The 20,303-nt window shown below is 61.3% G+C and carries 14 protein-coding genes; 6 read left to right on the top strand and 8 right to left on the bottom strand.

Annotated elements, in window-relative coordinates; genetic code table 11:
• Nucleotides 1-13: 13 nt before the first annotated feature.
• Nucleotides 14-1,768, bottom strand: a complete 1,755-nt coding sequence (locus tag ACM5SV_RS06795; RefSeq protein ID WP_222016926.1) for an alkaline phosphatase — start codon at nucleotides 1,766-1,768, stop codon at nucleotides 14-16.
• Between the two features lie 68 nt (nucleotides 1,769-1,836).
• On the opposite strand from ACM5SV_RS06795, the gene ACM5SV_RS06790 reads away from it, so the two are divergent.
• The 3 genes from ACM5SV_RS06790 (at nucleotide 1,837) to ACM5SV_RS06780 (ending at nucleotide 4,312) form a co-directional block, all read left to right on the top strand.
• The gene (locus ACM5SV_RS06790) at nucleotides 1,837-2,067 is read left to right on the top strand and encodes a hypothetical protein (protein ID WP_017995567.1); all 231 of its coding nucleotides are present in this window, start codon (nucleotides 1,837-1,839) and stop codon (nucleotides 2,065-2,067) included.
• A gap of 111 nt (nucleotides 2,068-2,178) precedes the next feature.
• Nucleotides 2,179-3,213: an aspartate-semialdehyde dehydrogenase gene (locus ACM5SV_RS06785; protein ID WP_012759513.1), complete on the top strand. Its 1,035-nt coding sequence runs from the start codon at nucleotides 2,179-2,181 to the stop codon at nucleotides 3,211-3,213.
• 277 nt (nucleotides 3,214-3,490) lie between these two features.
• A complete protein-coding gene (locus ACM5SV_RS06780; RefSeq protein WP_222016928.1) occupies nucleotides 3,491-4,312 on the top strand; it encodes a lytic murein transglycosylase in 822 nt (273 codons plus the stop codon).
• Between the two features lie 58 nt (nucleotides 4,313-4,370).
• On the opposite strand, the gene ACM5SV_RS06775 is transcribed toward ACM5SV_RS06780, so the two are convergent.
• The 3 genes from ACM5SV_RS06775 to pdxY form a co-directional block, all read right to left on the bottom strand.
• Nucleotides 4,371-5,978 (bottom strand): GGDEF domain-containing protein, encoded by a 1,608-nt coding sequence (locus ACM5SV_RS06775; RefSeq protein WP_221970053.1) that lies wholly within the window; start codon nucleotides 5,976-5,978, stop codon nucleotides 4,371-4,373.
• A gap of 96 nt (nucleotides 5,979-6,074) precedes the next feature.
• Nucleotides 6,075-6,716 (bottom strand): carbonic anhydrase, encoded by a 642-nt coding sequence (locus ACM5SV_RS06770; RefSeq protein ID WP_113546681.1) that lies wholly within the window; start codon nucleotides 6,714-6,716, stop codon nucleotides 6,075-6,077.
• A gap of 71 nt (nucleotides 6,717-6,787) precedes the next feature.
• Nucleotides 6,788-7,663, bottom strand: coding sequence for a pyridoxal kinase PdxY (pdxY, locus tag ACM5SV_RS06765; protein ID WP_113546680.1), 876 nt, complete (start codon nucleotides 7,661-7,663; stop codon nucleotides 6,788-6,790).
• On the opposite strand from pdxY, the gene ACM5SV_RS06760 reads away from it, so the two are divergent.
• The 3 genes from ACM5SV_RS06760 to ACM5SV_RS06750 all read left to right on the top strand — a co-directional run bounded on the left by ACM5SV_RS06760 (nucleotide 7,635) and on the right by ACM5SV_RS06750 (nucleotide 14,131).
• Nucleotides 7,635-7,844 (top strand): hypothetical protein, encoded by a 210-nt coding sequence (locus ACM5SV_RS06760; protein ID WP_260690371.1) that lies wholly within the window; start codon nucleotides 7,635-7,637, stop codon nucleotides 7,842-7,844. The two genes, pdxY and ACM5SV_RS06760, sit on opposite strands and share 29 nt — an antisense overlap.
• 95 nt (nucleotides 7,845-7,939) lie before the next feature.
• Nucleotides 7,940-12,715 carry an NAD-glutamate dehydrogenase gene (locus ACM5SV_RS06755; RefSeq protein ID WP_419425167.1) on the top strand — a complete coding sequence of 1,592 codons (4,776 nt, stop codon included), beginning with the start codon at nucleotides 7,940-7,942 and terminating at the stop codon, nucleotides 12,713-12,715.
• A gap of 27 nt (nucleotides 12,716-12,742) precedes the next feature.
• A complete protein-coding gene (locus ACM5SV_RS06750) occupies nucleotides 12,743-14,131 on the top strand; it encodes an MFS transporter (RefSeq protein WP_113546678.1) in 1,389 nt (462 codons plus the stop codon).
• 52 nt (nucleotides 14,132-14,183) lie between these two features.
• On the opposite strand, the gene purH is transcribed toward ACM5SV_RS06750, so the two are convergent.
• The 4 genes from purH to htpX all read right to left on the bottom strand — a co-directional run bounded on the left by purH (nucleotide 14,184) and on the right by htpX (nucleotide 20,237).
• Nucleotides 14,184-15,800, bottom strand: a complete 1,617-nt coding sequence (gene purH, locus ACM5SV_RS06745; RefSeq protein ID WP_113546677.1) for a bifunctional phosphoribosylaminoimidazolecarboxamide formyltransferase/IMP cyclohydrolase — start codon at nucleotides 15,798-15,800, stop codon at nucleotides 14,184-14,186.
• Between the two features lie 204 nt (nucleotides 15,801-16,004).
• Nucleotides 16,005-17,678: a heparinase II/III family protein gene (locus ACM5SV_RS06740; protein WP_113546676.1), complete on the bottom strand. Its 1,674-nt coding sequence runs from the start codon at nucleotides 17,676-17,678 to the stop codon at nucleotides 16,005-16,007.
• A 217-nt stretch (nucleotides 17,679-17,895) separates the two neighbouring features.
• Nucleotides 17,896-19,284 (bottom strand): RsmB/NOP family class I SAM-dependent RNA methyltransferase, encoded by a 1,389-nt coding sequence (locus ACM5SV_RS06735; RefSeq protein WP_041935602.1) that lies wholly within the window; start codon nucleotides 19,282-19,284, stop codon nucleotides 17,896-17,898.
• Nucleotides 19,275-20,237, bottom strand: coding sequence for a zinc metalloprotease HtpX (gene htpX, locus ACM5SV_RS06730; RefSeq protein WP_012759524.1), 963 nt, complete (start codon nucleotides 20,235-20,237; stop codon nucleotides 19,275-19,277). The genes ACM5SV_RS06735 and htpX overlap by 10 nt, the downstream gene beginning before the upstream one ends.
• Nucleotides 20,238-20,303: the final 66 nt, after the last annotated feature.

The raw sequence follows: 20,303 nt of genomic DNA, 5'->3' as shown, positions 1-20,303 counted from the left end.
CCGGATCGGCAGATCAGTTCGTCTGCTCGGCGCCGAGAGCGAAGGTGTCGGCGAGCACGCGATAGACGTCGCTCTGTTCCATGTAACCATGGAAGCCTTCGGCGCCCGGACCAGCCGATTGCAGAACGACGTCATCGACGGCGTGGACGCCACTATCGCCGCTCTTCGGAATATTGCCCTGAACGAAGACCGCGCCGGGAACATCCTTATACTGCTCGTTGGCGACATATTCCTTCTGTTCGTTCTGGACAGCCGGAACGAACGGACCATCGAGCTTCGGACGGAAGGTCTCGTAGTGATCGGGGCCATTGTTGGCACTCAGGAACAGGCGGCGGCTGACGTCGACCTTATCGGGATAGCCGTCGCCGTTTTCGTCCTTGTAGTTCGGGAAGCCGGCTTCGGCATAGGTCCCGACCTTTTCGCGCATGTCCGTGCCCGGCTTTTCATCATCGACAGTACCGATGATGGATACGCCGTGCGTATGGTCGCCGGTGACGACGATCAGCGTCTCCGGATGGGCCTTCTGGAATTCGCGGGCAACGCCGATGGCCTGGTCGAATTCGATGGTTTCGTAGACGGCACGATCCCAATCGAGCGGATGGGACATTTTGTCGATCGAGGAGCCTTCGACCATCAAGAAGAAGCCATCAGGATTCTTCGAGAGGCGGTCGAGCGCAACCTTGGTCATGGCGACGAGGCCCGGCTGGTTCGGGAACTTGTCGACGGTGCCCTTCTTCAGGAACTCGCGATCAAGCGTGACGTCCATATTGCCGGTGTGGAAGAGACCGAGGAGATTGCCTTCAGCCGATGCATTGGCTGCGAGCTCGTTCTTGTCGGTGGCAAGCTTATAGCCGGCATCCTGAAACTGCTTGATGTAGTCCTGATTGTCCTTGCGCTTGGAACCGGCGACTTCCTTGCCGAGGAAATAGGCCGAGCCGCCGCCAAGGAGGACTTCCGGCTTGACGCCAAGCAGCATGCCGACGACGTCGGCCTTGTCGTTGCGGTTGCGGGTGTGAGCAACGACCGCAGCCGGCGTGGCGTCTTCGACCTCGGCCGTTGCAACGATACCGATCGACTTCTTGGTCAGGCGGCGAACGGCTTCTGCGAAGGTTTCAACACGCGGATCATCGAGGGAGGCCGGCGTACGGTCCGCGTAAACGCCGATCGCGTTGACGGCCGTCTTGTGACCCGTCATGTAGGCCGACATGGTGTTGGCTGAGTCCGTATCGACGGCATTCGTCGCCGACGTGCCGATAAAAGCCATACGCTCGAGATCGTCCATATTCAGGCGGCTATTCGCCTTACCTTCGGTCATGCCCTTGGACATGATGCGGGCAGCGGTGCGATGCGCAACGGAAAGCCCGTCACCCAGCAGGAAGATGATGTTCTTGGCCTTCGGCCGGGCGGCTGTTTCGTAAACTTTCCAGGTGACGGACTTCGTTTCGTCGCCGGCAGCGACTTCGATCTTGTAGTCGCCCGGAGCCGAAATCTTCAGGCCGCGCAGCAGGATAGCGGAGCCGAGAGCCTTGTCGTCCTTGCCCTTTTCCAGTTCGACGAACTGCGCCTCGCCCCCAAGCACGGTCTTGTAGTCCTGGCCATTGACCGTGATCTTCACGTCTTCGGGCTTGACCTGCTTGTTGAGCTCGACCTTGAAATCGAACGGCGAACCGGCAAGGATCGTCGCGCGATCAAGCGGATAGACCGTCGTCGCCTGAGCGGCGCCCGCAAGGATGATGGTGGCCGCAAAGACGGCAAGAAGCGTACGCATGGAAAACCCCCGTTTTCGTTGCAGACATTAACAACCGCGCCGGGATACCCCCCGAGGATGACAGCGGCATGACAAAACGTCGCAGCATTGCGGCCGCCGCTTCGCCTGCCGGCTCTGAGCGCAAAAACCTTGACTCCTGTGGAAAACCTTCTAAGAGCAACTTCGGAAAAGGAATCTCCATGGTTCGCGACGAACACGCCATTGCCGAATGCAATGACCGGGCACGGGTTGCCGGGGTGGACATTGCCGTTCCGGTTTCTGCCAAAACCAAGGCCAAAACGACGACGAAAACCGTCTGACGTCTCTGGCCTGCCGCTCTCTCCCCGGCTCGGCTGGGGACAGGAAGACGCGATTAATCGCGCCTTTCCCCTCACCGGACAAGAGGAGAGAAGAGAAAGAGAGCTTGAGAAATGGGTTTCAAAGTAGCAGTTGCGGGAGCGACCGGAAATGTTGGCCGGGAGATGCTCAATATCCTCTCCGAGCGAGGCTTCCCCGCCGATGAGGTCGTGGCACTCGCCTCCTCGCGTTCGCAGGGCACCGAGGTTTCCTACGGTGACCGGACGCTGAAGGTTTCCAATCTGGAGAATTACGATTTCTCCGATACCGACATCTGCCTGATGTCGGCCGGCGGCGAGGTCTCCAAGAAGTTCTCGCCGAAGATCGGCCAGCAGGGCTGCATCGTCATCGACAATTCCTCGGCCTGGCGCTACGACGCCGACGTGCCGCTGATCGTGCCGGAAGTGAACCCGGATGCTATCAGCCAGTTCACCAAGCGCAACATCATCGCCAATCCGAATTGCTCGACCGCCCAGCTGGTGGTGGCGTTGAAGCCGCTGCACGACTTTGCCAAGATCAAGCGCGTCGTCATCTCGACCTACCAGTCGGTCTCCGGCGCCGGCAAGGACGGTATGGACGAGCTCTTCAATCAGACGCGCGCCGTCTTCGTCGCCGATCCGATCGAGAACAAGAAGTTCACCAAGCGTATTGCCTTTAATGTCATCCCGCACATCGACGTCTTCATGGAGGACGGCTACACCAAGGAAGAATGGAAGGTGCTGGCCGAGACGAAGAAGATGCTCGACCCGAAGATCAAGGTGACCTGCACCGCAGTGCGTGTGCCGGTTTTCATCGGTCATTCGGAATCGGTCAACATCGAATTCGAAAACGAGATCACTGCCGACCAGGCCCGCGACATCCTGCGCGACGCACCGGGTTGCCTCGTCATCGACAAGCGCGAGGATGGCGGCTACATCACGCCTTATGAATCGGCTGGCGAGGATGCGACCTACATCTCGCGGATCCGCGAGGATGCGACGGTCGAAAACGGCCTCAACATCTGGGTAGTTTCCGACAATCTGCGCAAGGGCGCTGCGTTGAACGCCATCCAGATCGCCGAGCTGCTCGTCAATCGTGGTCTCGTCAAGCCGCGCAAGCAGGCTGCCTGATACCATTTGTAAACCATAATATGCTAAAGCCCTGCTGATGATGAAGGCAGGGCTTTTTGCCGAATTGTGGACGCTTCTGTCCATAAGCGCTTGCTGAAAAAGGTGATCGTGACAAGATCGCCTTCGGCTGGCATTCTGCCCGGCATCAAGCCAAAGCATGCCGTCCAAAACCGTGCAGCGGTTCGGGACAGCGACACGAACAGAATGAAGACTTTGAGCGCGTCGCATGGCCTCGATCGGCCGCGGCGCGCTTCAGCAGACCGGAGCGGGGTTTCTCATGCGCATGACAACATTTTTTCTGGCGGCGTTTACGGCGGCGGGCGTCCTCCACGCGTTGCCGGCAGCGGCCCAGGGCGCTCAATGCGGTAACAATAGCACCGGTTTCGGTGCATGGGTCGCCGACTTCAAGCAGGAAGCGGCGGCAAACGGCGTCAGCCGCTCGGTCCTCGACCGCGCCTTCGCCAACGTCAATTACAACAAACCGACGATCGCCGCCGACCGCGGCCAGAAGAGCTTCAAGCTCTCCTTCGACGCTTTTATGCAGAAGCGCGGCGGTGCCACGGTCATCTCCCGCGGCCGCAGCATGAAGGCAGCCAATAAGGCGCTTTTTGCCTCGATCGAGCGCCGTTTCGGCGTTCCGGCCGGCCCGCTGGTTGCCATCTGGGGCATGGAGACCGGTTTCGGCAGCTATATGGGCAACCAGCATACGCTGTCGGCTGTTTCGACCCTTGCCTATGACTGCCGTCGCTCGGACTATTTCACCGACCAGCTCTATGCAGCACTCCAGCTCGTCTCCGAGGGTTATCTGAGCCCACAGGCCAAGGGCGCTGCCCATGGTGAAATCGGCCAGACGCAGTTTCTGCCGCGTAATGTCGTGCGCTTCGGCGCCGACGGCGACGGCGACGGCCGCGTCGACATGGTCGGTTCCCGCGCCGATGCACTGGCCTCAACGGCGAATTTCCTCAAGGGCCACGGCTGGCGCGACGGCGCCGGCTATCAGCCTGGAGAGCCTAATTTCGTCGCCATCCAGGGCTGGAACGCTGCCAGCGTCTACCAGCAGGCGATCGCCTATATCGGTCAGCAGATCGACGGCAAATAAGCTCGACTGAATACGCCAAAACGCCGCTGCGATATGCGGCGTTTTTCATATGCGGGAATCAAAGCCCCCCGCCGGACGCCGCCTTGCGTCGCTCCTCCTGCACCGGGGCCTGGATGATTGGTCCCGAGACGACACAATTGCGGCCGGAGGCCTTGGCGGCGTAAAGCGCCAGGTCGGAGCGTTTGACCAGATCCTCGAAGTTCCGGTTGGTGGCTTCATTTGCCCGTCCGGCGCATCCGAAACTTGCCGTCACCTTGAGAACATCGCCGCTCGGCAGGGGGATTTCCGCCGCCTCGATCGCCAGCCGCACACGCTCGGCAACGATTGCAGCATCGTCAGGCGTCGAATCCGGCAGAAGCGCCAGGAACTCCTCGCCGCCATGGCGCACCAAGAGATCGAAGGAACGAAAATTCTCACGCGCGACGCCCGCGACATGCCGGAGCACGGCATCGCCGGCATCATGCCCGTGAACGTCGTTGATCTTCTTGAAATGATCGAGGTCGAACAGCACGACGGAAATCCAGCGCGATCCGTGCTCGGCCTGTGTGAGAAGTGCGGATGCGGCGACCTCGAAGCCGCGCCTGTTGTAAAGCCCGGTCAGAAGATCGGTCTGGGCGGCGCTGCGCAGCTCGCCGACCAGCGTCTCCCGATCCTGGGTCAGTCGGTCGATCAGGCGAAGGCCCTTTGCCGCCAGCAGCAGCACCAATGTGGCGAGAATCAGCAGGCCGGCACACAGCGCCAGGATCCGCGTCAGGTGTATGTGCGAGCGCGTCGACAGGTTTTCGCCGGTCTCATGAATATCTTGTGCGGCCTCGATCATCCTCTGCTGCAGGAAGCTCATGCGCTCGCTCTGCGCGGCGGCCCAGACGTCATGCACCGCGCCCGTCGGCCGCGCTCCGGCGAGAATGGCATCGGTGATCGCATTCGCCTTTACCTGGCTGGCGCTGCCGAGATAAGCGACGATGTTGCGCACGACCGGCGCGGAGGAATGGAAGACCATGTGATCCATGCCCTCGCCGAGCATGACCTTGCCCTGCACGAAGAGCTCCACCGGCAATCTGGCGGAAACCCCCTGGTTGAGATAACGGGTGCCGATCCCGGTGATCAGCCTTTCGCCGTAATAGGTCAGCAGGATGCCCATCAGCTGGTTGGATTTCTCAAGCAGCACCGGATCGCTGATCAGCGGTGAAAGCGCATCGACGACGGCAAGCTGCTTGAGAGCCGCATACCAGTAAATGGAACCGGGGTCGCTGCCGGCATAACGGCCCTGGTCGACGGCGCTGCGTGCAGCGACGATGCGGCTGTAGGCAAGGCTGAGAATCGATAATTCGCCGACGAGCCCTTCGTCGAGCGCATCGCGGGAGGGCAGGCTGGCATAAAAAGCGCGGCGTTCGCGATCGAGCGTCACCCGGCTTTGCTGCATGTCGATAGCAGTCATGTCGCTGGGATCTGCGAGGTAGCGGCGGGTGGCGCCAATTTCAGTCAGAATCTCCGTGGCGGCGATCGACCCGCCACGAGCAAGCACATCGGCGAACTGCCGGTCCTTTTCGAGGTTCCAGTATTGGTTGACCGAAGAACGTATGACGACGACGCCTTCAATGAGCATGAAGACGAAGGGCAGCAGAATGGCGGCCAGAATAACCTTCTTGATGGTTTCGAACTTCATCGCCAATCGCCATGGTGATCAAAACGTCGGTCGTGCACGACCAATTGACGGCGAGCTTAACAACAATCCTTAAAAAAGTGATAAACCGGCATGTCCCTAGATTTCGGGACGAATGAAGTCGCGTGTCTCGGCGTCCATGACCCAGAGTTCGCCGGTCGAAATGTCGAACCAGGCACCGTGGAGATGAAGTTTTCCCGCTTCCTCGAGAGCCTTGATGTCGGGAAAGCTTCTGAGATTGTTGATCGAATTGCGGATGGAGACACGCTCCAGCGCCGTCTGCCGCTCGGCCGCCGTCATCACGTCGTTGCTCTGGATTTGCTCGGCGGCGGGTTTGACCAGCGACATCCAGCGGCCGATGAAATCGCCGGGCGACAATGGCTCGGCATTCGGATCGAGTGCTGAGCGGATGCCGCCGCAGCGGCCATGGCCCATCACGACGATATCCGAGACCTTCAGCACCTGCACGGCAAATTCGAGTGCGGCCGACGTCGAATGAAAATGGCCGTCCGGCTCGTAGGGCGGTACCATGTTGGCGACGTTGCGGATGACGAAGAGCTCGCCCGGGCCGGCATCGAAGATCAACTCCGGTGCCGCGCGAGAATCCGAACAGGCAATGACAAGCGTATGGGGACTTTGACCATTTTCGGCCAGCTGCCGATACCTGTCGCGGGCGTCGGCATAACGCCCGTTCATAAAGTTGCGATAGCCGTCCAGAAGGGGATTTGGAAAACGCTGCATGCTTCTGGATTAGCGCGCGCCGAAGACAAGATCAACTGCTGCACCGCAAAATGAACATATTGGCAGATGCATCATTTTTTCCGCCGCTGCGCCGGGTGCACGAGGCGGCGCATCTGCACCATGGCCATCGGCGTCGAAAGGCTGGAAGCATCGCTGGCCAGCATCAACTCGTTGCTGCCGCGCTTAACGGCACGCGCAAGCACCTCGAAGACGCTGGCGGTGGCAAGCTGCAGCGCCTTTTCGTCCTCGATCCCGGAAAGCAGGCGCGACAGGAAGACGGCGGCGATGAGGTCGCCGAGACCATTCGGCGGGTTTTCGACGACGCGATGCTCGGCAAGAAGGGCGTGACGGCCGGAAAGATAGAGATTGCCGGTACCGCCCGCCATCATCGGCACCGCCGAAGTGACGAGCATGCGCGCTGGTCCGAGCGCGAGCGCCGCCTCCATGATCGCGCTGTTGTCTTCAAGGGCTGCCCCCGAAAGCCATGCGAGCTCGTAGCGGTTCGGCGTCGCGAGCGAGGCGAGCGGAATGAGATGATCACGAATGGCCTCTGCGGTCGCTTCCGGCACGTAAAGGCCGCCGAGATCGCCCATCACGGGATCGCAGACATAGAGCAGATCGGGATTGTTTTGCCTCAGCGCAGCGATCAACCGGGCGACGGAGCGCGCCTGGGCAGCATTGCCGAAATAGCCCGAAAGTACCGCCTTGACTTCGCCGATCCAGGGTGCGCGGATCAGATCGTCGATCGCCGCGTCGAAATCCGTTTCCGCAAAAGTCAGCCGCGTCGAGCGGCCGTGGCCGGGATGCCAGGGCAGCACGATGGTCGGCAGGGCCCAGACCGGATGACCGAGCGTCTCCAGCGCAAAGACCGCTGCCCGGTTTCCGACCGAGCCACGCACCACATGGCTGGAGATGACGATGACTGCGCCCGCTGCATTTTCCGACATGATATCCAAGATCCGAATGATGACCGCGTTTGATGATCTTTTTGACGCCACGCTGTCAACCATTCTTCATGCGAGCGTGGAAATGTTCGCCGGAACGAAAAATCGGAAGACGGGACTTTCGCTTTCGTTTGGCGAAGAAAGCGGAAAATCTCTTACGATTTCTCGTTTCCGGCGCCAATAAAGCGTCAAAACAATCCTTCGGACCGCTCTTTTAGAGATTTTTTCGAAGAATCTTCTGCTAGCTTGCGAAAAATCAGACATTGAGGGAGGCGATCCATGGCTGCCAGAAACAACCCGAAACGGGAAAAGCAGATCGAAAGCGCGCGCAAGATCGCCAAAGCGACAGGCGAGGCGCATCTCGATCCGGAAATTCTCTTCGGCCGGGCAAGCAATGACGATCTCGAACTCTATACGCCGGAAATGCTGGCGCTCTCCGCGGTGCATTCGGCAAAGGAACTCGACGCCTGGAACGGCAAGGCGCCCCGCGTCAGCATCCACACCATTGCCGATGTGACGCCCGGTGGCATCGCCGTCTCGGTGCTTTCAGTCACCGACCGGAACATGCCTTTTCTGTTTGAATCGGTCATGGGCGAAGTGACGAGCACCTATCGTGACCTGTTCATGGCCGTGCATCCCATCCTGGTCATGGAAAAGGGCAAGGCGCCGGCGACTTATTCCGCCGATCACTCGAGCGATCCGGCCAACCGCGTCAGCCATATCCAGCTTCACATTGCTCCCCTCAATTCCACCCAGGCCGCCGATCTCGCCAAACGCATCGAAAAAGTCCTCGAACAGGTCCGTCTGTCGGTTTCCGACTGGAAGCCGATGCTTTCCAAGATCGACGGCGTGATCGCCGAGCTTGCGGCCAATGGCGCCAGCCGAAAGAAGGCCGATCGCGACGAAGCCGTCGCTTTCCTGACCTGGCTGCGCGATGAGAATTTCACGTTCCTCGGCATGCGTGAATACGTCTATTCCGGCAAGGGGACCGATGCCAGGGTCGAACGCGACAAGGGTGCTGGCCTCGGCATCCTCTCCAATCCCGATGTTCTGGTGCTGCGCACCGGCAAGGACGCCGTGACGACGACACCTGAAATCCTTGCCTTCCTCGACGGCCCGGACTTCCTGATCGTCACCAAGGCGAACGTGAAATCGATCGTCCATCGCCGGGCCTATATGGATTATGTCGGCGTCAAGCGCTTCGACGCGGAGGGCAACGTCACCGGCGAACTGCGCATCGTCGGCCTTTTCACCTCGACCGCCTATACCTCGCTCGCCTCGGAAATCCCGCTGCTGCGCTCCAAGATCGAGAAGGTGAAAGAACATTTCGGCTTCGACCCGATGAGCCATTCCGGCCGCATGCTCGACAACACGCTGGAATCCTATCCGCGCGACGACCTTTTCCAGATCGACACGACGCTGCTTGCAAGTTTCGCCGAACAGATCAACGACTTGGCCGATCGGCCGCGCGTCCGCGTCCTGCCGCGCATCGACCATTTCGACCGCTTCGTCTCGGTGATCATCTACGTGCCGCGCGAGGAGTATGACTCGATCGTCCGCGAACGGATCGGCACCTATCTGAAGACTGTCTATGACGGCCGTGTCTCGGCCTATTATCCGGCTTTCCCGGAAGGCGGCGTGGCGCGCGTGCATTTCATCATCGGCCGCTCGGGCGGCAAGACGCCACGCATTCCGCAGGCAAAGCTCGAGCAGGTGATCCGCGAAATCACCGCCCGCTGGGACGACCGTTTCGAGGCGCTGGCAGGCGCCAAGGCGCCGAAGATATCCGTCGACCAAGCCTTCCAGGATTCCTTCACTCCGGAGGAAACCGTGGCTGACCTCGCCGATATCGGTGCCTGCGCCGCCGGCGAACCACTGCGCATCCAGTTCTACCATCGTCAGGAAGAACAGGGCCGCACCCTTTCCTTGAAGATCTTCCACGCCGGCGGCCAGCTGGCGCTGTCGCGCCGCGTGCCGCTTCTCGAGAATCTCGGCTTCAACGTCGTCAGTGAACGCACTTTCGACATCGGGGTGCCGGCCGCCGATGGAGAAAAGAAACTCGTCGTGCTGCACGACATGGAGCTCGAGGCCCGCAATGGCGGTGAGATCGATCTGCAGCGTTACGGCGCCGCCCTCGAGGAAGGCTTCGTCGCCGCCTTCGCCGGCACGATCGACAATGACAGCTTCAACCGGCTGATCCTTTCGGCCGGGCTCTCGGCGCGCGAGACGAACGTGCTGCGCGCCTACGCGCGTTATCTCCGCCAGGCCGGCATCGCCTATTCGCAGGATTATATCGCGACGACGCTCGACAAATATCCCGGTGTCGCCGCCGCTATCTTTCGTCTCTTCCATGACACGCTCGACACCAGGCTTTCGGAGAAGATCCGCGTCAAGAAGCTTGCCGAACTGCACCAGGCGATCGAGGCCGAGCTTGCCAACGTGCCGAGCCTCGACGACGACCGTATCCTGCGCCGCTACGTCAACATCGTCGATGCGACGCTGCGCACCAATTATTTCCAGAAGCACCCGGATGGTTCGCCGAAACCGATGCTGGCCTTCAAGCTTGATCCGCATCTGGTCGACGGGCTGCCGCAGCCGAAACCCTTCCGCGAGATGTTCGTCTACGGCGTCGAGGTGGAAGGCGTGCACCTGCGCTTCGGCAAAGTGGCGCGCGGCGGCCTGCGCTGGTCGGATCGCGCCGAGGATTACCGCACCGAGGTGCTCGGCCTCGTCAAGGCGCAGCAGGTCAAGAACGCTGTCATCGTGCCGGTCGGCGCCAAGGGCGGTTTCTATCCGAAGAAGCTCCCTGTCGGCGGCAGCCGTGACGAGATCTTCAACGCCGGCCGCGAGGCCTACAAGACCTACATCCGCACGCTGCTTTCGATCACCGACAATATATTAGGCGCCGATATCGTGCCGCCGAAGGATACGGTCAGGCTCGACGGTGATGACCCTTATTTCGTCGTCGCGGCCGACAAGGGCACTGCGACCTTCTCCGACACCGCCAATGCACTGGCGCAGGAAGCCGGCTTCTGGCTGGACGACGCCTTTGCCTCCGGCGGCTCGGCCGGTTACGACCACAAGAAGATGGGCATCACTGCCCGCGGCGCCTGGGAAACCGCAAAACGCCATTTCCGCGAGATGGACATCGATATCCAGACGACGCCCTTCACTGTCGCCGGCGTCGGCGACATGTCCGGCGACGTCTTCGGCAACGGCATGCTGCTCTCTCCGAAGATCCGGCTCATTGCCGCCTTCGATCACCGCGACATTATCATCGATCCCGACCCCGATATGGAAAAGACACTGACTGAGCGCCAGCGGCTCTTCGACCTGCCGCGTTCAAGCTGGCAGGATTTCGACAAGAGCGTACTGTCGAAGGGTGCAATGATCATTTCGCGCGCAGCGAAATCGGTGACGCTGACGCCGGAAGCGGTTGCCGCGATCGGCATCGACAAGGCCGTGGCCACGCCCTTCGAGATCATGACGGCGATCCTGAAGAGCCCGGTCGATCTGCTCTGGTTCGGCGGCATCGGCACCTATGTGAAAGCGCCGTCCGAAACCGATGCCGAAGTCGGCGACCGCGCCAACGACCCGATTCGCGTCGCGGCGACAGAGGTGCGCGCCAAGGTGATCGGCGAGGGCGCAAACCTCGGCGTCACCCAGAAGGGCCGCATCGCCTATGGTCTCAAGGGCGGGCGCTGCAATTCCGACGCCATCGACAACTCGGCCGGCGTCAACACCTCGGACGTCGAGGTCAATATCAAGATCGCGTTGGCAGCCGCCATGCATGACGGACGCCTGACGCGTGCGAAGCGCGACCAGCTTCTTTCTTCGATGACCGGCGAAGTGGCGACCTTGGTGCTGCGCAACAACTACCTGCAGTCGCTGGCGATCTCACTGACAGAACGCAAGGGCACAGCAAACGGTCTGCAGCTTGGCCGCTTCATGACTGTGCTTGAGGGCGCCGGCCAGCTGAACCGCAAAGTCGAGACGCTGCCGGACGACCAGACCCTGGCCGAACGCTATACAGCCGGCAAGCCGCTGACGCGGCCGGAAATCGGCGTGCTGGTATCCTATGCCAAGATCGTACTCTTCGACGCGCTGGCCGCAAGCGATCTGCCGGACGATCCCTACTTCATCGCCACGCTTTTGAATTATTTCCCTGTGAAGATGCAGAAGTCGAATGCCGGCGATATCACCAGCCACCGCCTGAAGCGCGAAATCGTCGCGACCGTGCTTGCCAACGAAGCGATCAACCGTGGCGGACCAAGCTTCACCGTCGCCATGATGGACGCGACGGCAGCTTCGGCACCGGAAGTGGTGCGCGCCGCAATCGTTGCCCGCGACGGTTTCGACCTGACCCGCCTCTGGGCCGAGACGGACGCCCTGGACGGCAAGATAGCAGGCGAGATGCAGAACCGCATCTACGAGGAGATCGGCCACAGCTTTGTCGTGCTGACGCGCCTGCTGCTGAAGACGGGCATGACCAAGGCCGATATGGCGGAAGTGATTAGCCGGCTGCAGGCGGCCCTGAAGAAGCTGAAAACCGCCTTCGCCGGACAGGTGGCCGGCGAGGTCGCCGTGCGCCAGGCGGAGTACAGCCAGGCGGGCCTGCCCGAAAAACTTGCGGCCGAGATCGCCAGCCTCCCGATCTTCGCACTGGTGCCGGAGATCATGCAGATCGCAGAACGCACTGGTGAACCGCTGGTGCGCGCCGCCGAGAACTACATCGCCGTGTCGCAGACCTTCCGTATCGGCAGGCTGCTGGCGGCGGGCGGGCGGATCCTCACCTCAGACCATTACGAGAATCTGGCGCTTGCCCGCAGCATCGACCAAATCGCCAGCGCAAGGCGCGACATCGTCATCTCGGCCCTTTCCGATCACGGCAAGGAGAAGCTTCCCGTTCAAGCCTGGCATGCGCAGGATCGCATCCGCATCAACCGCATCCTCGAGGAGCTTTCAAGCCTCAGCGACGGCGGCGATCCCAATCTCGCGCGTATTACCGTTGCTGCAGGTATCCTGACCGATCTTGCGCGCGACCGGGCGAGGTGAGACAGTCCGCGTCAAAACAAGGAGCGGATGTTGAATCGCATTGACTGGACAGGAACGCAACCGCCGAAGGCCACGGAGAAGGGCATCTGGGGGTGGATGTTCTTCGACTGGGCAGCACAGCCCTTCTTTACCGTGGTCACAACCTTTATCTTCGGCCCCTATTTCGTTTCCCGCCTGACCGATGACCCGGTTTCCGCGCAGACGACGTGGAGCAACATGGCGACGATCTCCTCTGTGATCATCGCCCTGCTCTCACCCGTTCTCGGTTCGATCGCCGACCAGTCCGGCGCACGCAAACCTTGGATCGGCTTCTTCGCGATCATCAAGATCGCCAGCCTCTCCTGCCTGTGGTTTGCCGCACCCGGTTCGCCTATTGTCTATCCCGTCATTTTCATGATCCTCGCCTCGATCTCGGCCGAGTTTTCGATCGTCTTCAATGATTCGATGATGCCGCGCCTGGTCAGCAAGCACGAAGTCGGCAAGCTTTCCAACACCGCCTGGGGGCTCGGTTACCTCGGCGGCATCATTGTGCTCATTGCCGTCGTGACGCTTTTGGCGGCGAGCCCCGAGACCGGCAAGACCATCCTCGGTCTCGATCCGCTATTCGGCCTCGATCCTCAGACCGGTCAGGATGCACGCATCACCGGGCCGATCTCGGCCGTCTGGTATCTGATCTTCATCCTGCCGATGTTCTTCTTTACGCCGGATGTCGGCAGGGGTCTTCCCTTCGGCACCGCCGTCCGCTCCGGCTTGCGGGAACTCAGAAACACGCTTGGCGAACTCAGAGAACGCCGCGGCATCCTGACATTCCTCATCGCCCGCATGATTTATCAGGACGGCGTCAACGGCCTGCTGATCCTTGGCGGTATCTTCGCGGCCGGCATGTTCGGCTGGGCGACGATCGAGATCGGTATCTACGGCATCATCCTGAATGTTGTCGCGATCTTCGGCTGCCTGATCGCCGGCCGCGTCGACAAGAGCGTCGGTTCGAAGGTGACCGTCGTCATCAGCCTCACCATGCTGCTTCTCGCCACCATCGGCATCATCTCGACAGGACCGGGTTACACCCTATTCGGACTGATGCCACTGCCGACGGCCGATTCCGGCGGCCTTTTCGGTACTGCCGCGGAAAAGGCCTATATCCTCTATGGTTTGCTGATCGGGCTCGCCTTCGGGCCGGTGCAGGCCTCGTCGCGCTCCTATCTCGCCCGCAGCGTCAGCCCGGAGGAAGCCGGCCGCTACTTCGGCATCTACGCGCTTTCGGGCCGCGCCACCAGTTTCATGGCGACGCTGCTCTTCTCTCTGGTGACCTATATGAGCGGATCACCGCGGCTCGGGATGGCAACGCTGATCCTCTTTCTTGCCGGCGGACTGGTGCTCCTGTTCCGTACACCCTATCCAGCCGACCGGGCATAGGAACGAGCCCGATCAAGCCGGAGATGAGCGCGTGACCGCGCCCAACCCTCATTCAGTGCCGGAAATGGCGCATCCCGGTAAAGACCATCGCAACGCCGTGTTCATTGGCTGCATCGATGACCTCCTGGTCGCGCATCGAACCGCCCGGCTGGATAACCGCCGTCGCCCCCGCGGCGATCATCGACAGAAGACCGTCGGCAAAAGGCAGGAAGGCTTCGGAGGCGACCGCCGAGCCATGCGTCATCGGCACTGCGAGGCCGAGCGCCTTGGCAGCCTCTTCGGCCTTCAGCGCGGCAATGCGGGCGGAATCGACCCGGCTCATCTGGCCGGCGCCGATGCCAGCGGTCTGGCCGTCCTTGGCATAGACCACGGCGTTCGACTTCACATGTTTGCCGACCTTGAAGGCGAACTTCATGTCATCAAGTTCCTGCGCCGTCGGCGCACGCCTGGTGACGACCTTGAGTTCCAGATCCTCGACCATGCCGTTGTCGCGGCTCTGGACGAGCAGGCCCCCGGAAACGGTCTTTGCCGTCAGGCCCGCGGCACGCGGATCGGGCAGGCCACCGGCAGACAATAGTCGCAGGTTCGGTTTGCGGGCGACGATCGCCTTCGCCTCCTCCGTGACATCCGGCGCGATGATCACTTCGGTGAACAGCTTGACGATCTCTTCGGCCGTTTCGGCATCCAGCGTTTGGTTGAGCGCGATGATACCGCCGAAGGCGGAAACGGAATCGCAGGCGAGCGCCCGCCGATAGGCCTCGACCAGGCTCGATCCGGTGGCGACGCCGCAGGGATTGGCATGCTTGATGATCGCGCAGGCTGGCGCCCTCTCAGGCAGGAACTCGGCGACCAGCTCGTAGGCCGCATCCGTATCGTTGATATTGTTGTAGGAGAGCTGCTTGCCCTGGAGAAGAGCGGCCGTCGAAACACCCGGACGCTTCTCGCCGGTTACGTAGAAGGCGGCCTTCTGGTGCGGGTTTTCGCCGTAGCGCATCTCTTCCTTCAGCGCGCCGCCGATGACCCGGTGGCGCGGCGTGTCGATCGACAGCGCCTCAGCAAACCAATTGGAGATCATTGCATCATAGGCGGCGGTGCGGGCATAGGCTTTGGCAGCCATACGCTGGCGGAAGGCATAGGCGGTCTTGCCGTCATCTGCGGAAAGCTGCTCCAGCAGCTCGGCATAATCGGCCGGATCGGTCAAGGTTGTCACATAGGCATGGTTCTTGGCCGATGCGCGGATCATCGCCGGGCCGCCAATGTCGATATTCTCGACGGTCGTCGGATAATCGCCGCCGGCTGCGCGCACCTGCTCGAAGGGATAGAGGTTGATGACTGCGAGGTCGATGCCCTCGATGCCATGCGTTTTCATCGCTTCCTGGTGTTCGCTGTCGTCACGGATCGCCAGCAGGCCGCCATGCACCGTCGGATGCAACGTCTTCACACGCCCGTCCATGATCTCCGGAAAACCGGTGATTTCGGAGACATCGGTGACGGCAAGACCGGCCGCAGCGATCGCTTTATAGGTGCCGCCGGTCGAGAGCAGGCGCACACCTCTGGCAGACAAGGCGTGGGCGAGGTCGACGATCCCGGTCTTGTTGAAGACGGAGATGAGCGCGGTCTTGATTTCGACCTTGTCGGGGGCGGGGATCTTCTTGGAAATGACGGCCATGAAACCTTCTCCGTTCGGGCTTCGGGAGGACATCCGCAAGGGATGTTCGCATGCTGGCGTCGCGTTAGCACAGGTTTGCCGCCGCGCAAACAGGCCTCAGAGCAGATGTCGAAAGCACGAGCCTTTTTTGGACGGCATCGTACTCTACTCCCTTGATGTGGATGCGATCCCATTCTCGGGCCACTCGCCCAAAACCATTCGCCTTTAGGTTTTGCGGGACAAAAACCAGCGGATTTCCGTCTTCTCGGCAAGATCGAAATCGATCTCGATCTGGTCCGAACCGCAGATGCCGGAGCTGTCGGCAAAAAAGATGTCCTCGGCGATCAGCACTTCATTGCCAGGGGCGGAAAACAGCCAGCTTTCGCCATCAGGCGCCGTCAGCAGCACGGACTCGCCATCACTCTGATGCAGGACGATCGAAGGATGGATATGAAAACGGGCGACCGCCTTCAACAGTTCGTCATGCTCATATCCTTCGCGGACGACAAGCCGGTCGCGGCCGGTCACGATCGAGCCTGCGGCATTGAGTGTCAGCTCACGCTCGTGCAGCACCCCGAACACCCTGACATAACCGTCATGGCTGAGCTTGATGCCGTCGCGTCCGTCCTCCGTTTCGGCACGCTCAACGGTGATTGTCCTCACCGGTTCGGTGATTGCGTGGTTAAGGAAGGGCGAGGGCGAAAAACGGCTGGACGACGTGTCATTGAGGATAACGGTCGAATGCGCCGCCGTCGTGCGCGCCATCTGGACATAACGGTGCCCGGCAAATTTCGGCGAACCGGAATTGACGATGAAGCGATGGCGTCCGGACGACATCTCGAAGGAGAGGCTGCCGGCATGGACGGTCCGAAGCGCGCCTCCAGAAGGCGGCGTGCCGGTATCGGCAATGATCACCGTCTTTCCCCCGGAAAGCCGCTGATAGCGCGAATGCGGCAAAGCCTTGAACGGCTGGCCGGCGGTCTCGTCATATCGCAGCACCGACATCAGCTCGTTTGCGAGCGTCGAGGTCGCCCCGTTGAAGAGCGCCAGGTCCCCGTCCTGATGGCGAAAGAACCGCAATGCCGGATAGATGCGGTCTATGCCGGAGATCAGCTTCTGCGGCAGGTCATGGCCGAGATTGACATAGGTCTGCCGGAGCGGCAGCAGATCGAGCAGCAATTCCAGCCCGACGCGCGGATTGCGCGACACATGGCCGCCATCCGGCAGAATCTGGCTATCGAATTCGCGGTCGAGCGCCTGCGCCGCCCTTCTGAGCGTAGAGGCGCGGGTCGGCATGGCGACGGAAGCCATGGCGAGCGCGATACGCAACCGAAACAGCTCCAAGCCGCCGAGGGTAAACGGCGCCATGCGGCGCAGGAACCTCACCTGGAACGCCAGCGACTTCATGAAGCGACGATAGAAGCCGCGGTCGGCATTCTGCAGCACCACCGGCGAATGCGACAGCCAGGCGATAACGCGTTGCGCGGTGACGTCGGTCTCCCAGGCAATCCCCTCCATGCGACCGGCATGGATGGAAAGCCAGCTGTCGACGATCGCGCGGGCGGCAGCCGAACTACGCTCCGTCTTGTTCGCCCGCATGTGACGCAGCCAGCCGAAGCTGTGAAGACGGGTCGCAAAGGGCCGTGAGGGCAGGGTGAAGGTGAAGGGCGACTTTCCGTTCGTTTCCAGCATGCGCCCGGCCAGGAGAAACCGTCCGTTGAGGATTTCGTCGGCCACATGCGGATCGATACTACGGAGATCGGTCGGCGCCACGATCAGACGCTCGGGCACCTTGATCGAATGGCGAAAGAGCTTCAGGCGCAGCAACGCGACGCGGCGCAAGGCGCGCCGCCAAGCCTCCCGAACATACATGCTCGCAAAACGCCGACCGGACTGCATATTCTATTGTCTATTGACCCTCGTGGTTAAGAATAGGTGAAAAGCGGCCGATTTCATCGCCCGCAATGAATTAATTCGTGACAAGGTTCGAATATACGCAAATTAGCGTGTTTTACCTGAAGTCATGCGGGCGGTTTTGGAGAGAACGGCATGCGTGATACGAGGCTATGCAGCACCTCGTATAGGCCAGATCGCCGCGAGCGCTAAAACCTTGCAATCAGGCCACGCGCCGCAGCACAGCCGCATAGAAGCCGTCGAGGCCGGAGGCAATGCCTTCGGGCATTTTCAGCATAGTGGGAAGCGTGCGGAATTCGCCGAGCGGCGTGATCGCCGCCTCAAGGCCGGGCCAGTCACTGGCGCCGATCGGAACGCGCTCGACCGCATCCGTATCGGAAAGAACGCGGGCGACGACGTCCTCACCCTCGACAGGATCGAGCGAACAATTCGAAAAAACCAGTGTACCACCCGGCTTCAGCAATGTCAGCGCATGACGCAGCAGCCGTTCCTGCAGCGCCGCCAGCCTGGCGATATCCTCAGGTCCCTTGGTCCACAACACGTCAGGGTGCCGGCGTGTCGTGCCGGTGGAAGAGCAGGGAGCATCGAGCAGGATCGCATCGAAACGTTCCGCCGGCTCGAATGTCGTCAGATCTGCCGCAATCGTCTCCGCCTTGAGGCCGAGCCGGTCGAGATTCGAGCGCAGCCGTCTCAGCCGGCTTTCCGACTGGTCGAGTGCGGTGACTGCGCCGCCGGCAAGGATGAGCTGCGCCGTCTTGCCGCCGGGCGCAGCACAGAGATCGGCGGTACGTTTGCCCAAGAGATCGCCAAAAAGCTTCGCCGGGATGCTTGCCGCTGCATCCTGCACCCACCACGCGCCCTCATCGAAGCCTTCGACCGAAGGAATGCTGCCGTCGAAGGCGGCGAGCCGCACACTGCCCGTGGGCAGGACGACACCATTCAGCCGCTTCGCCCAATCTTCAGGGTCGGACTTGACGGTCAGATCGATTGCCGCCGGTTCGAGCTGGGATTCCGAAATCGCCAGCGCCGCGTCCCGGCCATAGGCCTTTTCCAGCCTGGCGATGAACCAGGCCGGCATCGGCGCGACCTTGCCGATTTGATCAAGCACCTGCTCCTTCTCGCGGCCGAGCCGGCGGAGTATGGCATTGACCAGCTTGGCGAAACGGCGGTTGCGTGGATCCAGATTGGCCTGCTCGACGGCAAGATCGACAGCCGAATGATCCGGCACGTCGAGATAGAGGATCTGCGCCGCCCCGATTGCGAGCACGTGATGCAGCGCCCTTGCGCCCTCCGGCAGCGGCGAATCCAGCAGCCCTGCAATCGCGGCATCGATGCGCGGCAGGTGGCGCAGCGTCGTGTTCAGGATGGCGCGAACGAGCGCCCTGTCGCTTTCGCCGAGCGCCCTATAGGCCGGATTGCCGTGTTCGTGATCGAGAGCGCCATCGAGCGGCAGCTTGCGATCGACGACGGCAGCAAGAATTTTTGCCGCCGCGGCCCGGGCCTGCAGGCCAGGCTTATCAGGCGCAGGTCGCTCAGTAGAGGGCTTATGCTTGCGGAATGGCTTCTTCGTGCCGTTTGAATTCAAGACCACGGACCTTTTGGCGGTTGCGAACCACCGCGACCAAGACCCGTATCCGGAACAGAGCGCGATTTGCGCGACGGATTAGCAGCACGAGCCGGCGACGTCGAGACATTCATGCCGCTTTGCGCCATGTCGTGCAGCGCAGCGATGCGGTTTTCCGTATTCGGATGCGTGGAAAACAGATTGTCCATGCGCTCGCCGGAGAGCGGATTGATGATGAACATATGCGCCGTTGCCGGATTGCGCTCGGCGTCTTCGTTCGGCACGTGGGCAGCGCCGCGCGCGATCTTGCCGAGCGCCGAAGCGAGCCAGAGCGGATTGCCGCAGATCTCGGCGCCGCGGCGGTCGGCCGAATATTCGCGCGTGCGGCTGATCGCCATCTGCACCAGCATGGCGGCAAGCGGCGCCACGATCATCGCGACGATGACGCCGACGAAGCCAAGGGGATTGCTGTTGTTCTCACGGTTGCCGCCGAAGAAGAAGGCGAAGTTGCCGAGCATGGAGATCGCACCGGCAAGCGTTGCCGTAATCGTCATCGTCAGCGTGTCGCGGTTCTGAATGTGGGCCAGTTCATGCGCCATCACGCCTGCGACCTCCTCGGCAGACAAGGCGCTGAGCAGGCCGGTCGAGGCAGCGACGGCGGCATTGTCGGGATTGCGGCCGGTGGCGAAGGCATTCGGCTGAGGGCTGTCGTAGAGATAGACCTTCGGCATCGGCAGGCCGGCATTGCGGGCGAGATCGCGCACGATCCGGAAGAATTCCGGCGCGTTGCGCTCGTCGACCTCCTGCGCGCGATAGGCCGAAAGCACCATGCGGTCGGAATTCCAGTAGGAGAAGAAATTCATGCCGGCGGCAATGACGAATGCGATCATCATGCCGGCCCGGCCGCCGATCAGGAAGCCGACAAACATGAAAAGCGCCGTCATGAAGGCAAGCAACATGGCAGTGCGGACGAGGTTCATGGCGGATCTCCATCTCCGATTTCGGCGTCACAAGCTTTCAATCCCGGCACCGGCGCATTATGATTT

It is taken from the genome of Rhizobium sp. CRRU65, from assembly GCF_048551595.1.
Lineage (GTDB): Bacteria > Pseudomonadota > Alphaproteobacteria > Rhizobiales > Rhizobiaceae > Rhizobium > Rhizobium leguminosarum_J.
The sequence above is the reverse complement of the archived record's forward strand: the minus strand, read 5'-3'. Positions and strand labels throughout refer to the sequence as shown.